Raw genomic sequence first — 13,775 nt, 5'->3', positions numbered from 1 at the left:
GTCGGTGCCATGGCCGGACCCGACGAACCCCTTGTCACCATGGTGCTGCCCTGCCTCAACGAGGCGCAGTCGTTGCCTGCTGTGTTGGCGGCCACACCGAGTGGGTATACGACGCTGGTGGTCGACAACAACAGCACAGATGGCACCGCGGAGGTGGCCCGCGCGCACGGTGCGACGGTGGTCACCGAGACCCGCCCCGGATACGGTTCGGCGGTGCACGCCGGGGTGGTCGCGGCGACGACGCCCATCGTTGCGGTCCTGGACGGGGATGGTTCGCTGAATCCTCAGGATCTGCCCGGTCTGGTCGCCGAACTCGATCGCGGCGCGGATATGGCGATCGGTCGCCGCCGCGCCACACCCGGACTGAGCTGGCCCTGGCATGCGCGCCTCGGCACGGCCGCGGTGTGCTGGCGGCTGCGGCAGCGCTACGGCCTGCCGGTGCACGATATCGCCCCCATGCGGGTGGTCCGCAGGGACGCGCTGCTGGGTCTTGGGGTCACCGACCGGCGCTCCGGGTATCCGCTGGAACTGCTGGTCCGGGCGGCGCAGGCGAACTGGAGGGTGACCGAAACAGATGTGCCCTACGGCCCGCGCACCGGCGGCAAGTCCAAGGTGAGCGGCTCGATGCGGGGCAGTGCCGTTGCCGCACTGGACTTCTGGCGGGCGATCTGATGTGGCCCGGCACGGTGTTGGTGGTGGCCAAGGCGCCGGTCCCCGGACTGGCCAAGACCCGGCTGGCTGCCGATCTGGGTGACCAGGTGGCCGCCGATATCGCCGCCGCCGCACTGTTGGACACCCTGGATGCGGTCGCCCGGACTCCGGTGCGGCGACGTGTGGTGGCCATGACCGGTGACCTGGCGCAGGCCTGCCGGTCCGATGAGATCGCCGACCGATTGGCCGATTTCACCGTGATTCCCCAGCGCGGTGACGGATTCGCCGAGCGCCTGGTGCACGCCCATCACGATGCCGGCGCCGACGGGTCGCCGGTGATACAGATCGGGATGGACACCCCGCAGGTCAGCCCGGAACTTCTCGGTGAATGTGCCCACGGACTGCAGCAGGCCGATGCCGTTCTCGGGATGGCAGCGGACGGGGGCTGGTGGGTACTGGGGGTACGCAATGCCGCGATGGCGGACTGCCTGCGTGACGTGCCGATGTCGCAGCCGGACACCGGCGCTGTAACGCTTGCGGCCCTTCGACACACTGGCATCAATGTGAGACTCGTATCCGAACTGACAGATGTGGACACGACAGCCGATATCGACGCTGTGCGGGCGGCCTGCCCGCCGACCGGTCGCTTCGCCGTGACCACCACCCGCCCGGTCGGGGCCTGAGATGCACGGTCAACTCTACGATCAGGCCCTCGACGGCGAACGATGTTGGATCCGACATGAGGACGGTGGGCTCAAGGCGCTGCCGGTGGACAGCTGGCTCGTCGACACGGCGGACCCGGTGTTCGACCGCGCCATCGTGGACCTGTGCTCCGGGCCCACCATCGATCTGGGCTGCGGCCCGGGACGGCTGCTGGTGGGTTTGGTGGAGCGGGGTCTGCCCGCACTCGGCGTCGACAAGTCCGCGGTGGCCGTCGAATTGGCGCGCAGCAGCGGGGCACCCGCGGTGTGCGGCGATCTGTTCGAACCTTTGCCCGGCAGCGGACGCTGGCAGACCGCGCTGCTGGCCGACGGCAACGTCGGGCTCGGCGGCGACCCATGGCGGGTGTTGCGGCGCGCCGGCGAACTGCTGCAGAGCGGCGGCGAATGCCTGGTCGAATTCGACACGGCGATAAGCGGAGTCGTATCGCAATGGGTGCGGTTGGAGTCCACCCTCAAGATCGGTCCGTGGTTCAAATGGGCATCGGTGGGGCTGGACTGCGCGGCGCGTATCGCCGCGGACGTCGGATTGACCCTGCGGACCGTGCACCCCATCGGTGATCGGGTGATCGCGAGCCTGGTGGTCCGGTGACCACACTGCGCGGCACCGCGGTGACCGCCAGAGTTGGTGTTGCACTGGGAATCGCCATCACCGTCTGCTTCCTCACCGGTCTGCTCAGTCACTTCATCCAGCATCCGCAGCCGTGGTTCTTCTGGCCCACCCGGCCGGTGTGGCTGTACCGGCTCACCCAAGGTCTGCACGTCGCCAGCGGTATCGCCGCGATACCGCTGGTGGTGGTGAAGCTGTGGTCGGTGTGGCCGAAACTGTTCGAACGGCCCGTCATCGGTGGGCCGGTGCGGATGCTGGAGCGCGCATCGATCCTGGTGTTGGTCGCGTCGATACTCTTCGAACTGACCACCGGACTGCTGAACATCGCGCAGTGGTACGCCTTCAAATTTTATTTCCCGACAGCACATTACGCGATGGCCTATGTCGCGGCGGGTGCCGTGCTGGTGCACCTCGGGGTGAAGCTGCCGGCGATCCGCCGGGCGCTCGGCGAACCTGCCGACGATATCGCCGCCGGAGGGATCACCGGGCCGAGTCGGCGGACCGTGTTGCGCGGCACCTGGCTGGCGGTCGCGGTGGCCACCGTGGCGACGGTGGGGCAGACGGTACCGCTGCTGCGGCGGGTCTCGGTGCTGGCACCGCGCACCGGCGAAGGCCCCCAGGGTGTTCCGGTGAACCGGAGTGCGGCCGCCGCGGGTGTTCTCAAGAGTGCGCGGGCTCCGGAGTACCGGCTCACGGTGGTCAACGGATCAACACAGCGTGCCTTCTCGATCGCCGAGTTGCAGGCGATGCCGCAGACCACCCACCGGCTGCCGATCGCCTGCGTCGAGGGTTGGAGCGCCGATGCCGAGTGGACCGGGATCGTGCTGGCCGATCTTCTCGCCGCAGTATCGGATTCGCCGGATACCGATGTGCGGATGATCTCCCTGGAGCCGGCGGGCCCGTACTCGCGGACGGTGCTGACCGCCCGCCACGCTCGCGATTCGGCGACGTTGATCGCGCTGCGCCTGAACGGTCAGACGCTCGATATCGATCACGGTTACCCGTGCCGGCTGATCGCCCCGAGCAGACCCGGTGTGCTGCAGACCAAATGGCTCTCGCGGATCGAGGTGGCGACGTGACCGCCGTCCGGATCCTGCTGGGGGTCCTCGGTGTCGTCATCGCCGGTTACGGTGTTGTCCTGCTCGTCGACTTCCCGCCGGTGATCATCGCCCGCATCCTGGTCTGGGCGGTCGTCGCGGCCGTCGTGCACGACCTGGTGTTCGCACCGCTGTGTGCGGCACTGGGTTTGGCCGGCCGACGGCTGATACCGGCGCGCTGGCAGTCGCCCGTGGCGGTGGCGGGCCTGTGCAGCGTGGTGCTGATCCTGCTGGCCATCCCCGTGTACAGCAGCCCGGGTCTTCGCCCGGACAACCCGACGGTGCTCGACCGCAACTACCCACTCGGGCTGGCGGTGGCGCTGGCGATCGTCTGGCTGTGTGTGCCGATCGCGCGGTTGCTACCAGTTCGTCAGGATCAGGTGGTTGATGGCCAGCGCGCCGATGACGTTGAGCGCCAACCACCATCGATGTGACCGTGCGGGCAGCAGCGCCGCCCCGGCCGCCAGCCACACCGTGAAGGGCAGCCAGATCCGTTCGGTCTCGGCCTTGCTCAGCATGCTCAGATCGGCTGCCACGATGGCCAGCAGCGCGCCGGCCACCACCACGTGGACACCCGCGCGTCGGCGCAGTGCGGCGATATCGAGAACACGGCCCAACCCGGCCACACCGGCCAACCCGATGGCACAGATCGTGGACGCGAAGTTGGCCCAGCCCCAGTACTGGAACGGCCGGTCGTTGGCGATGCCCTGCCAATAGCGTTCCTGCACCAGCACATAACCGTCGAACCACCAGAACCCGGCCGCGTAGAACACCGCCACCACCGCCAGCGCCCCGACTATGCCGGCAATCAGCACCCGGATCGCGGCGCGCCACTGCGTGGCGGTGATCAGCACCGCCACCGCGGGCACCGCCATCAGCCCCAGCCCGTAGTTCAGGAAGATGCCCCAGCCGAGCACCAACCCGGCCGCCACACCGAGCCAGATTTGTCGTCGAGCCGGACCGTGCAGCGCGAGTGCCAGCAGCGTGATGCCCCAGGCCGCGACCCCGGCGAAGTACCCGTCGGCTGAGACCGCGATCCAGATGGCGGTCGGGGCCACCGCCACGAACGGTGCGGCCGCCCGGGCGATCGACTCGTCGGCCACGGCGCGGAAGGTGATGACGATGGCGGCGGCGGCACTCGATCCGGCCAGCAGGCACAGCAACCCGGCCCACGCGCCACCGCCCAGGCCGATACGGTCCATCCATACGAAGGTCAACAACGCGCCCGGGGGATGCCCGGACACGTGGGTGATCCAGGAGTCCGGCTGGTAGTCCAGGATCCGGCCGGCGAACGTCCGCAGCGCCTCGGGAATGTCGGTGATGCTCGGCACCTGGCGCAGATACTCGTGGCGTGCGGTCAACCGTCCCGCGAAGCCGCGCTCCCAGCCGTCGATCATCGCCAGCGAGAACGCCCACAGCGCCGAGGTGCCCCAGGTCGCCCACACCAGCGCAGGCCAGCGTAACCGGGTCGCCAACGTGGGGCCCCACAGCACCGCGGCGGCGGCGATCAGGACGGCTGGGATCGTGCCCCACCCGACGTGGGCGTCCCACCATCCGAACAACGGCGCGGTCTGCGCGAAGTCGCGGATGCGTTCCGGTGTGCTGTTGATCAGCGGGGTGACGATGCCGAGGTTGAGGTGCGGGACCACGAAGGCCGCGACCAGCAACGTCATGCCGACGGTCAGCGCCACTGATTCCCGTCGGCCCATGCGCATGGCCTCCACACTATGGGTGGCCCGCTCGGGACCCGCTTCACAGAAAACTTGACAGGTGTTAATAATGGGCGGATGACTACCTCATCGGCGGCATTCTGCGCGCGTTATGGCATCGACTTCCCGCTGTTCGCGTTCAGCCACTGCCGCGATGTGGTGGCCGCGGTGACCAATGCCGGCGGGTTCGGCGTCCTCGGCGGTGCGGCGTACTCGCCCGAGCGACTCGACCAGGAACTCACCTGGATCGACGAGCACGTCAACGGCAAGCCGTATGGCATCGACATCATCGTGCCCGCCAAATTCGAGGGCAAGGGCGAGAAGCTGTCCGGTGACGACCTGGCCTCGCGCATCCCGGAGAGCTACCGGGAGTTCGTCAACAAGCTGCTCGCCGACCACGGGATCGAACCCGACACCAAGGTCCGCACCGGTAAGCCGGTGCTCTCCGGCGGCAACGGCGAGGAACTGCTCGAGGTCGCCATGAGCCACCCGATCAAGATGATGGCCAACGCCCTGGGCGTGCCGCCGGATTACATGATCGAGGCCGGGCGCGAGCGCGGGATCCCGGTCGCCGCACTGGTCGGCGCCAAGGAGCACGCCGTCAAGCAGGTGGCCGCCGGGGTGGACCTGATCGTCGCGCAGGGCACCGAGGCCGGCGGGCACTGCGGTGAGGTGTCCACCCTGGTCGTCGTGCCCGAGGTCATCGATGCCATCGACGATGCGGTGCCGGTGCTGGCCGCCGGCGGCATCGTCACCGGCCGACAGATGGCCGCCACTGTTGCGTTGGGTGCGGCCGGCGCGTGGACCGGTTCGGTGTGGCTGACGACGGAGGAGGCCGAGACCGAGCCGCACACCGTCACCAAGATGCTGGCCGCCGGCTCACGCGACACGGTGCGCTCGGCCGGGCGCACCGGAAAACCGTCGCGCCAGCTGCGGTCGGACTGGACCGATGCGTGGGCGCCCAATCCGGGTGGGCAGCAACCGCTTCCGTTGCCGCTGCAGAACATGCTCTCCGAACCGGTGCTGCGCCGCATCGACGCGCTCGCCGATCAGGGTCACGAGGGCGCGCGGGCGCTGTCGACCTATTTTGTCGGCCAGGGTGTCGGGCTGATGACCAAGGTCAAGCCCGCCCGCGATGTGGTGCTGGAGTTCATCGAGGACTACCTGGCCGCCACCGAACGGCTGAGCAACTCACTTCCTGACTGATAATGCAGGGGTGTCGGCCACCGAACTCGTCCTGCTGGGGATCGTCGGACTGCTGACCGCGGGGCTGATCACCTTCCTGGTGCTGTTCCTCGTGAGCCGTCGTCGGTTGGGCAGTGCGCGCCGTGAGCTCGCACGGATCCAGGCCGAGCAGGAGGACCGCCGGCGCCGGCGCCGGGTCGGGCTGGCCCCGCTGGCGATCAAGACGGTGTTCCAGACCGCCGACATGCTCATCAACAAGGGCTTGGGCGCCACCGTGCGCAACTCCATCGAGGATCTGGCCGGCTGGGCTCAGGTGGAGCGACCCGATCTGGCGCGGCTGACCGCCGACGGCCGCGTCGTCATCGTGTTCTCCGATATCGAGGGGTCCACCGAGGCCAACGAGACGATGGGGGACCGGGCCTGGGTGCGGCTGCTGGGCAGGCACAACAAGCTGGTCGAATCCCGCGTCGTGCGCCACGGCGGGCATGTGGTCAAGAACCAGGGTGACGGTTTCATGATCGCCTTCGCCGACCCGGAGAACGCGGTGCGCTGCAGTACCGAGGTGCAGTCCGCGCTGGGTGCCGACGAATCACGCTGGCAGGGAATCCGGGTGCGCATCGGGGTACACATGGGGACCTCGGTACGCCGCGGGGAGGATCTGTTCGGCCTGGACGTGGCGATGGCCGCCCGGGTGGCCGGTCAGGCCGACGGTGGCGAGATCCTGGTCAGCGCGCCGGTGGCCGCCGCGATCGAGGATCTCGACGATCTCGAGCTCGGCTCACCGCGGGAGGCCGAACTCAAGGGGTTGCGCGGGACGCACGTGTTGTATCCGGTGCATCCGCGGTTGGAGTTGCCGGCTTCGGCGCCTTGATCAACTTGGCTGTCCACTCCGCGCCCAGCTTCACCAGCCCGGATTCCTGATAGCGGACATGGGAGTCCCAGTCACGGCCCAGTGAGCACACCGGGTCGGCGGGCGCGCACAGATCGGCGGTGCGGGGTCCGAATGTCGTGCTCATCCGGGTCAGCGGATTGCCGAGGCGGGCCGACGGATTGCCGAACACGACCAGTGAGGTGATGTGCGGCACCACGGCGGCCGGCAGCGGGTTGGTGTAACCCAGTCCGGCGATCGGTGCGGTCGCGACGACGTCGACGACGGCGGCGCCCTGGGAGTATCCGCCCAGCACGATCTTGGTGTCCGGGCAGCGGGCCGCGGTGGCCTGCACCCGCTTGCTCATATCGTTGGCGCCGATGGCGGCCTTCATGAAATCCCAGGTGGCCGGGTACTTCACCGCGTAGGTGGTGATCGAGGTGTTCTTGAGCATGGGCTTGAGGGTGTCGACGAACGCCTTGCCGATCTTGCCGATGCCGGCGGGCTCGTCGGTGCCGCGGGCGAAGATGACCTCGACATCCGAGCATTCGGGCGCCGCGGCGGCGGTCGGCGCGGTCAGCAGGGTGAGAGCGATTGCCGAGGCGGCCAGCATGGCTGATCGTCGCGTGGGCATTCCTTCTCCTCGGCATCTGCGGGGCTGCAGGCTGAACCCCATCAGTACCCAATTATTCACGAAAATCACTCTATTAACATCCGTGACAGTTTCGATACCGCAACGACACGCCCAGATTGCGGTTATCGGGGCGGGGTTCGAGTGCGGGCCGCGACAACCGCAATCTCGCGACCGAGCGGCCCGCGGCGGCTGACACACTGACCGGATGTCTGTGCTGCGGCTGACCGCGCCCATCGGGCTGGCGTTCCTCCCGCTGGGCATGGCGCTGGGCTTTCTGGTGGTGCACGCCGGGCTGGCCTGGTGGTGGGCGCCGGTGTTCGCGGCCGTCATCTACGCCGGATCGCTGGAGTTCCTGATGGTCGGCCTCACCGCGGCCGGCGCACCGGTGGCCGCGGTGGCTTTGACGACCCTGATCGTCAACTCCCGGCACGTGTTCTATGCGCTGTCCTTCCCCCTGCACCGGGTGCGCGGGCGGCTCGGCCGCGCCTACAGCACCTACGTACTTTCCGATGAGGCCTTCGCCGTCGGTGTCAGCCCGGACGCCGCGTCCTGGACCTCGCGGCAGATCCTGGCCATGCAGTGCGGGCTGCACGCCACCTGGACCGTTTCGGCCGCCGCCGGTGGACTGCTCGGGGCCGCGCTGCCCATCGAGCGCCTCGCCGGTCTGGAATTCGCGCTCACCGCCCTGTTCATCGTGCTGGCCATCGAGGCCTACCGGCAGCATCCGGACCGGATCACTGCACTGCTTGCGGCGGCCTGCGCGGTCGGCGCCTGGCTGCTGGCACCGGGCCAACTGCTGCTGTGGGCGTTCGCGGCCTTCACCGCGCTACTGCTGATCCGGATGCGGGTGTCCGGTGCCCGATAACGGTCGTATCGCGCTGCTGGTCGGCGTCGCGGCCGCCGTCACCTGGGCGCTGCGGGTGCTGCCGTTCGCGGTGCTCGCGCCCATGCGGCACAGTGCTGTCGTCAAGTATCTGAGCCTGCATATGCCGCTGGGAGTGATGGTGATGCTGGCGCTCTACACCATCCGTGATGTTCCCGAAGCTGAAGGGCGACAACAACTCTGGCTAGTCATCGCGGTGCTGGTGACGTTGGGTCTGCAGGTCTGGCGCCGCCACGCGCTGCTGTCCATCTTTGCGGGCACCGTTGTTTATGTGGCGCTGATGTCGGCGTGGTGACAGAGTGTGCCGCCGTGAGCACCCTGTTCTGCGGTATCGAGCTGGCCCGACGTATCGAACACGCCGAGGCGGCCGATGCCGAACGCGGGGCGCCGACGGTGGTGGAACTGGGCAACCTGGCCGACCCGCAGATCCTATCGAGCGCGCGGAACACGATTTCGCCGATGCGGGGGTGAAACCCTATGTCGCGCTGCGGGGTAACCAGATCGCGGGCGGCGGCAGTATGCGGGTCGCCTCCGGTGTCGCGCAGCTGACCGGGGCGGCGACCGCGCCCGCGCACCGACGCCGCGGGGTGCAGACCGCGCTGCTGGAGACTCGGCTGCGCGACGCGGTGGCCACCGGTGCCGATATCGCCGTCGTCACGACCTCACCGGGATCAAAGTCCCAGCAGAACGTGCAGCTGCAGGGCTTTCACCTGCTCTACACCCGGGCGATCATGGTCCGCGACCCCGGTCAGTAGAGCTGCTTGCGGTAATTCTCCTCGCTGTAATAGGCCTCCAGCTCCTCCAGGGTCTCCTCGGCCTTGAACGACTTGGCAAGCTTCGCGGTGCTCGGCACCGAATCCGGGGTCCACGTCTCGGGCTTCCAGGCATCCGAACGCAGGAAGGCCTTGGAGCAGTGGAAGAACACCTCCTCGACGCTGACCTCCAGCGCCAGGATCGGCCGCTTGCCCTTCACCTCGAGGATGTCGAAATAGTCTGCGTCGGAGACGATTCGGGCCCGGCCGTTGACCCGGACCGTGTCACCGCGGCCCGGGATCACAAAGATGGTTCCCACCTGCGGATTCTGCAGCACGTTGAGGTACCCGTCGACACGTTTGTTGCCGGGACGCTCCGGGATGGCGATGGTGGTGTCGTCGATGATGTGGACGAAGCCCGGTGGGTCACCCTTGGGTGACACGTCGACGCGGCCGTCGGAGTCGGTGGTCGCCACGAAACACAGCGGCGAGTTGGCGATCCACAGCTGGTGGACGTCCGCGAGTCGCGCCGCCACCTTGTTGGCGACTGCAGGGTGGGGTTGCCCGACGATGGCGCGGAGTTCGTCGACCGTCGTCACTTCAGTTGCGCTCACCCTGTCCATCATGCACGCCGAACCGTTCGATCAGGGCGCGCCGATCCAGCTTCCCGATGCCTTTGCGCGGAAGCGCCGCCACGATGTGCACTTCCCGTGGGCCGGCGGTGGCCGCCAGTGTCGCGGCGACGTGCGCGCGCAACTCGGCCACGCTCGGGGCGTCGTGGCCCGGCGCGACGACGATCGCCGCGACGACCCGCTGGCCCAATCGCTGGTCGGGCACCCCGAACACGGCGCACTCGGCGACGGCCGGATGGGTGGCCAGCGCGTTCTCGACCAGCTGCGGCAACACGGTCAGTCCGCCGGTGCTGACGGCGTCGTCGACGCGGCCCAGGATGCTCAAGGTTCCCGAGTCGTCCAGCGCGCCAAGGTCATCGGTGCGGTACGAGCCCGGTTCGGCGAACGGGTCCGGCGATACCGGGTTGCGGTAACCGGCGGCCACCATCGGACCGCCGAGCACGACGCGGCCCTCGTCGAGGCGGACGGTCACCCCGTCCAGCGGTTTGCCGTCGTAGACGCAGCCGCCCGCGGTCTCGCTCATGCCGTAGGTACGGACCACCGGAACCCCTGCGGCGGCGGCCTTTTCCCGGATTGCGGCGGGTAGCGGGCCACCGCCGATCAGCACGGCATCCAGTCCGGCCAGTGCGGCGGTGGCGTGCGGGTCGGCCAGTGCCTTGTCCAGCTGGTTGGCCACCAGCGAGGTGTACCGGCGGCCGCTGCCCATCCTGGTAATGGCCGCAACCAGCTCGGGCGGTTCGAAACCGGCAGCCAGTGCGACCGGCGTGGTCCCGGCGACGATGCTGCGCACCAGCACCTGCAGACCGGCCACGTGATAGCCGGGTAACGCCAGCAGCCAGCTGCCCTCGCCGCCGAGTCGGCGATGGGTGGCGGTGGCGCTCGCGGTCAGCGCACGTGCGGAAAGCATTGCGCCCTTGGGGGTTCCGGTGGTGCCGGAGGTGGACACCACCACTGCGATCTCGTCGGCGATCGGCTCGCCGGCGCGCAGTGCGTCGAGGATCAGCTGTCGCTGTCGTGAATCCTCGGCGGGGACGGGCAGCAGCGCCGCCGCGCCACGTAGCGCGGCGTCAAGGTCCGGCAGGACAGCCAACGCCGCGGCGCCGGTGCCGACGGGTAGTGCGGTCAGGACGGCGATGTGGGGTCCTCCGGTTCGGGTTCGCGCGGATCGTCGAGTGGCCAGCCCGTGGCGGCCAGCCGGGCCCGCACCCGCTCGATGTCCTCGGCGCGCGGCAGTTCGGCGGTGATCTGAGTGATGAGTACGCCGATGTCGACATGATCGAACTCGCCACGATCCATCAGATCCTGCGCGACGGTCTTGACCTCGTCGTTGGTCAGCCGGCGGGTGAGCAGCGCCAGCAGCGGCACCTGATCGGGCCCGGGGACACCGTCGGGGTACCCCGCGGTGAGCCAGGCGGCGATCCGCGCCAGGAATCCGTTCACGTAGTCGAAGCCTGCCAGATGACCGGCGGGTCCGCCGCGGATGCCACCGTGGTCGAACGAGGCGCGGCGGACAGATGAACGTTTGGTGAACAAGCTTGCATGGATAGCTGAAGTCGCAGGTCGCGACCGCTCGGCAACTTGCCCGTAATTACCCGAAACGCTGAGAGATGTCTCAGGATTGGGGCATGAGCGCAGAGCTGATCATCCTGGTGCTGCTGATTGCCACAGCACTGGCATTCGACTTCACCAACGGGTTCCACGACACCGGGAACGCGATGGCGACCTCGATCGCGACCGGCGCGCTTAAGCCGAAGACCGCGGTGCTGTTGGCCGGTGTGCTGAACCTGGTCGGCGCCTTCCTGTCGGTGGAGGTCGCCGTGACCGTCACCACCTCCGTGCTCAAGGTGCAGGACTCCAAATCCGGGGCGCTGCTACCGGGTATCGATGCCTCGACCGGGTTGACCATCATCTTCGCCGGCCTGATCGGCGGCATCCTGTGGAACCTGCTCACCTGGTTGTTCGGCATCCCGTCGAGCTCGTCGCACGCCTTGTTCGGCGGCCTGATCGGGGCGGGCCTGGCCGCGCTGGGACTGGCCGGGGTGAACTGGTCCGGGGTCACCCAGAAGGTGCTGATTCCTGCGGTCGCCGCCCCGGTGATCGCCTGCCTGGTCGCCGCCTGCGGCACCTGGATGGTCTACGCCATCACCAAGCGGGTCGCCGAGAAGCGTCGCAAGGACGGCTTCCGCTGGGGCCAGATCGCGACGGCCTCGCTGGTCGCCCTGTCGCACGGCACCAACGATGCGCAGAAGACGATGGGTGTCATCGCGCTGGCGCTGATCACCACCGGGCACCTGACCGGGGACGTCAAGGAGCAGGGCCTGCCGTTCTGGATCATCTTCAGTTGCGCGGTGGCGATCGGCCTGGGCACCTACCTCGGTGGCTGGCGGGTCATCCGGACCTTGGGCAAGGGTCTGGTGGAGATCGATTCCCCGCAGGGCTTTGCGGCCGAAGCCTCCTCGGCCGCAATCATTCTGAGTTCCAGTGCCGCAGGTATGGCACTGTCCACCACACATGTGGCCACCGGCTCGATCCTGGGCAGCGGTGTCGGCAAGCCGGGTGCCGAGGTGCGTTGGGCGGTCGCCGGCCGGATGGCAGTGGCCTGGCTGATCACCCTGCCCGCCGCCGGGCTTGTCGGCGCGCTGTCGTACTGGCTCTCCGACGGTGTGAAGTCGGTGACCGGTTCGGCACTGGCCGGTGACGGCCTGATCTTCCTGATCCTGGTCGGCCTGTCCTTCTACATGTGGTGGCGTGCCCAGCAGCAGAAGGTCGACCACAACAATGTCAACGCCGATTGGGATTCCTCGACCAACTCGGTCGTCCCGGCCGAGATGCGCGACGCCACCTTGCCCACTGCTTCGGTTTGATCCCGGTACTAGTCAAAGGAATTGATGATGGTTTACCTGGAGAGCATCCTCAAGGTGCTGGGCATCGGACTGCTGCTCGGTGCGGGACTGCCCGCGGTGTTCGCGCTCGGCCTGGTCGCCTACTCGCGAGGTGCCGGTGGTGACGGTGAGACCGCGACCGCGCCCAACCCGGCGCTGAAGTACCTGGGGATCGCGATGTTCGTGTTCGTCGGCTGGGTCATCCTGACCGCGGTCATGTGGATCACCCGCGCCACGATCATCCACCACACCGGTATCGACCTGTTCCCCTTCCTCCCCAAGAAGTGAGCTGACGACTGATGACGGAAAGCAAGAGTGTCCTGGACAACGTGCTGGGCTGGCTGCATCAGGGCTATCCGGAGGGCGTGCCGCAGACCGACTACTTCGCGCTGCTGGCGCTGCTGAAGCGCTCGCTGTCCGAGGACGAGGTGATGGCTGCGGCGAAGGCCGTGCTGCGATCGAGCGACGGTGACAATCCGGTGACCGAGGCCGAGATCAGCGGTGCCATCGCAGCCATCATCGACAAAGAGCCGAATCCCGAAGAGCTGCATCAGGTTGCGGCCCGGCTGGCCTCGGTGGGCTGGCCGTTGGCGGCACCGGTTCGCTGACGCACTGCAGGAATCGCCGGCGCAGGATCTTCCGTAGATCCGCGTCGGCGATATCGCGTAATGCCGGAGCTGTGGTGCAGAAATACAGCCCGGTGACGGCTACCGACATCGACACCCGGGACGTGTCGTCGGGGTCGGGCCCCAGCAGCAGCGCATAGAACCGCTCCGTCAGCGCCGCCATTTCGGCATGTTCGGCGATCAACTGATCCACGACCGGGTCGCGGCGAAACAGGCAGGTGGCCCGCCGCTGCTGGATCGCCAGGTCGACCAGGCCGGTGACCGCGGCATCCCGGCGTGCCTGCGCCGGTAGCGGATCGACGCGCTCGACCAGCGCACTGATGCCATCGAAGAGTGGCCGCAACAACGCCAGGACGAGGTCGTCCTTGGAACGGAACTGGTAGTAGACCGCGCCCTTGGCGACCCCCATCCGATCGGCGATCATCTGCAGTGACGTGCCTTGCACGCCGTGTTCGGCGAATAATTCGACGGCCGCGCCGATGACCCGGTCGCGGGCCGTACAGCCGTGAGCTGCCATTCGGCCCCAT

19 protein-coding genes and 1 pseudogene are annotated in these 13,775 nt (G+C 68.2%); 14 read left to right on the top strand and 6 right to left on the bottom strand.

Features of this window, described 5'->3' with window-relative positions; all coding sequences use genetic code 11:
• The first annotated feature begins 9 nt into the window (after window positions 1–9).
• From ACLBYA_RS04705 to ACLBYA_RS04685, 5 genes are read left to right on the top strand one after another with little or no spacing between them, the layout of a single operon-like run.
• Complete coding sequence (locus ACLBYA_RS04705) at window positions 10–672, top strand: glycosyltransferase family 2 protein (RefSeq protein ID WP_447708182.1); 663 nt, start codon at window positions 10–12, stop codon at window positions 670–672.
• Window positions 672–1,334 (top strand): TIGR04282 family arsenosugar biosynthesis glycosyltransferase, encoded by a 663-nt coding sequence (locus ACLBYA_RS04700; RefSeq protein WP_447708181.1) that lies wholly within the window; start codon window positions 672–674, stop codon window positions 1,332–1,334. Before ACLBYA_RS04705 ends, ACLBYA_RS04700 begins: the two co-directional genes overlap by 1 nt.
• 1 nt (window position 1,335) lies before the next feature.
• Window positions 1,336–1,962 (top strand): methyltransferase domain-containing protein, encoded by a 627-nt coding sequence (locus ACLBYA_RS04695; RefSeq protein WP_447708180.1) that lies wholly within the window; start codon window positions 1,336–1,338, stop codon window positions 1,960–1,962.
• 5 nt (window positions 1,963–1,967) lie between these two features.
• Entirely contained in the window at window positions 1,968–3,059 is a 1,092-nt protein-coding gene (locus ACLBYA_RS04690; protein WP_447708237.1) for a molybdopterin-dependent oxidoreductase, read from the top strand.
• Complete coding sequence (locus ACLBYA_RS04685; RefSeq protein WP_447708179.1) at window positions 3,056–3,511, top strand: hypothetical protein; 456 nt, start codon at window positions 3,056–3,058, stop codon at window positions 3,509–3,511. The genes ACLBYA_RS04690 and ACLBYA_RS04685 overlap by 4 nt, the downstream gene beginning before the upstream one ends.
• Here the strand turns inward: ACLBYA_RS04685 and ACLBYA_RS04680 are convergent.
• Window positions 3,437–4,792 carry a hypothetical protein gene (locus tag ACLBYA_RS04680; protein ID WP_447708178.1) on the bottom strand — a complete coding sequence of 452 codons (1,356 nt, stop codon included), beginning with the start codon at window positions 4,790–4,792 and terminating at the stop codon, window positions 3,437–3,439. The two genes, ACLBYA_RS04685 and ACLBYA_RS04680, sit on opposite strands and share 75 nt — an antisense overlap.
• 72 nt (window positions 4,793–4,864) lie before the next feature.
• Between ACLBYA_RS04680 and ACLBYA_RS04675 the strand changes: the two genes are divergently transcribed.
• Window positions 4,865–5,992, top strand: coding sequence for a nitronate monooxygenase (locus ACLBYA_RS04675; RefSeq protein WP_447708177.1), 1,128 nt, complete (start codon window positions 4,865–4,867; stop codon window positions 5,990–5,992).
• Between the two features lie 10 nt (window positions 5,993–6,002).
• Window positions 6,003–6,842, top strand: a complete 840-nt coding sequence (locus ACLBYA_RS04670; RefSeq protein WP_447708176.1) for an adenylate/guanylate cyclase domain-containing protein — start codon at window positions 6,003–6,005, stop codon at window positions 6,840–6,842.
• On the opposite strand, the gene ACLBYA_RS04665 is transcribed toward ACLBYA_RS04670, so the two are convergent.
• Window positions 6,769–7,473 (bottom strand): cutinase family protein, encoded by a 705-nt coding sequence (locus ACLBYA_RS04665; protein WP_447708175.1) that lies wholly within the window; start codon window positions 7,471–7,473, stop codon window positions 6,769–6,771. The two genes, ACLBYA_RS04670 and ACLBYA_RS04665, sit on opposite strands and share 74 nt — an antisense overlap.
• Window positions 7,474–7,678: 205 nt before the next feature.
• Between ACLBYA_RS04665 and ACLBYA_RS04660 the strand changes: the two genes are divergently transcribed.
• The 4 genes and pseudogenes from ACLBYA_RS04660 to ACLBYA_RS04645 form a co-directional block, all read left to right on the top strand.
• Window positions 7,679–8,338, top strand: a complete 660-nt coding sequence (locus ACLBYA_RS04660) for an AzlC family ABC transporter permease (protein WP_447708174.1) — start codon at window positions 7,679–7,681, stop codon at window positions 8,336–8,338.
• On the top strand, window positions 8,328–8,651 hold the full coding sequence (locus ACLBYA_RS04655) for a branched-chain amino acid transporter permease (protein WP_447708173.1): 324 nt from the start codon (window positions 8,328–8,330) through the stop codon (window positions 8,649–8,651). Before ACLBYA_RS04660 ends, ACLBYA_RS04655 begins: the two co-directional genes overlap by 11 nt.
• Window positions 8,652–8,665: 14 nt before the next feature.
• Window positions 8,666–8,827, top strand: coding sequence for a hypothetical protein (locus ACLBYA_RS04650; RefSeq protein ID WP_447708240.1), 162 nt, complete (start codon window positions 8,666–8,668; stop codon window positions 8,825–8,827).
• Window positions 8,755–9,111 (top strand): annotated as a pseudogene (locus ACLBYA_RS04645) (GNAT family N-acetyltransferase); the annotation flags it as partial. The gene ACLBYA_RS04650 and the pseudogene ACLBYA_RS04645, both read left to right, overlap by 73 nt.
• On the opposite strand, the gene ACLBYA_RS04640 reads toward ACLBYA_RS04645, so the two are convergent.
• Genes ACLBYA_RS04640 through ACLBYA_RS04630 form a run of 3 tightly spaced genes read right to left on the bottom strand, consistent with a single transcriptional unit; the run spans window position 9,105 to window position 11,180 of the window.
• Entirely contained in the window at window positions 9,105–9,731 is a 627-nt protein-coding gene (locus tag ACLBYA_RS04640; RefSeq protein ID WP_447708236.1) for a pyridoxamine 5'-phosphate oxidase family protein, read from the bottom strand. The pseudogene ACLBYA_RS04645 and the gene ACLBYA_RS04640 sit on opposite strands and share 7 nt — an antisense overlap.
• A complete protein-coding gene (menE, locus tag ACLBYA_RS04635; RefSeq protein ID WP_447708235.1) occupies window positions 9,709–10,875 on the bottom strand; it encodes an o-succinylbenzoate--CoA ligase in 1,167 nt (388 codons plus the stop codon). The genes ACLBYA_RS04640 and menE overlap by 23 nt, the downstream gene beginning before the upstream one ends.
• Window positions 10,863–11,180, bottom strand: coding sequence for a DUF3349 domain-containing protein (locus tag ACLBYA_RS04630; protein ID WP_447708234.1), 318 nt, complete (start codon window positions 11,178–11,180; stop codon window positions 10,863–10,865). Before ACLBYA_RS04630 ends, menE begins: the two co-directional genes overlap by 13 nt.
• A gap of 185 nt (window positions 11,181–11,365) precedes the next feature.
• Between ACLBYA_RS04630 and ACLBYA_RS04625 the strand changes: the two genes are divergently transcribed.
• Genes ACLBYA_RS04625 through ACLBYA_RS04615 form a run of 3 tightly spaced genes read left to right on the top strand, consistent with a single transcriptional unit; the run spans window position 11,366 to window position 13,230 of the window.
• On the top strand, window positions 11,366–12,604 hold the full coding sequence (locus ACLBYA_RS04625) for an anion permease (protein ID WP_447708172.1): 1,239 nt from the start codon (window positions 11,366–11,368) through the stop codon (window positions 12,602–12,604).
• A gap of 27 nt (window positions 12,605–12,631) precedes the next feature.
• The gene (locus ACLBYA_RS04620) at window positions 12,632–12,910 is read left to right on the top strand and encodes a hypothetical protein (RefSeq protein ID WP_447708171.1); all 279 of its coding nucleotides are present in this window, start codon (window positions 12,632–12,634) and stop codon (window positions 12,908–12,910) included.
• Window positions 12,911–12,921: 11 nt separating this feature from the next.
• Window positions 12,922–13,230, top strand: coding sequence for a DUF3349 domain-containing protein (locus ACLBYA_RS04615; protein WP_447708170.1), 309 nt, complete (start codon window positions 12,922–12,924; stop codon window positions 13,228–13,230).
• Here ACLBYA_RS04615 and ACLBYA_RS04610 read toward each other — a convergent pair.
• Window positions 13,139–13,765 (bottom strand): TetR/AcrR family transcriptional regulator, encoded by a 627-nt coding sequence (locus ACLBYA_RS04610; RefSeq protein WP_447708169.1) that lies wholly within the window; start codon window positions 13,763–13,765, stop codon window positions 13,139–13,141. The genes ACLBYA_RS04615 and ACLBYA_RS04610 overlap by 92 nt on opposite strands.
• Window positions 13,766–13,775 lie beyond the last annotated feature (10 nt).

Source organism: Mycobacterium sp. C31M, from assembly GCF_053345865.1.
Note: the sequence above shows the minus strand (reverse complement) of the source record. Positions and strands in the feature narration are given on the sequence as shown.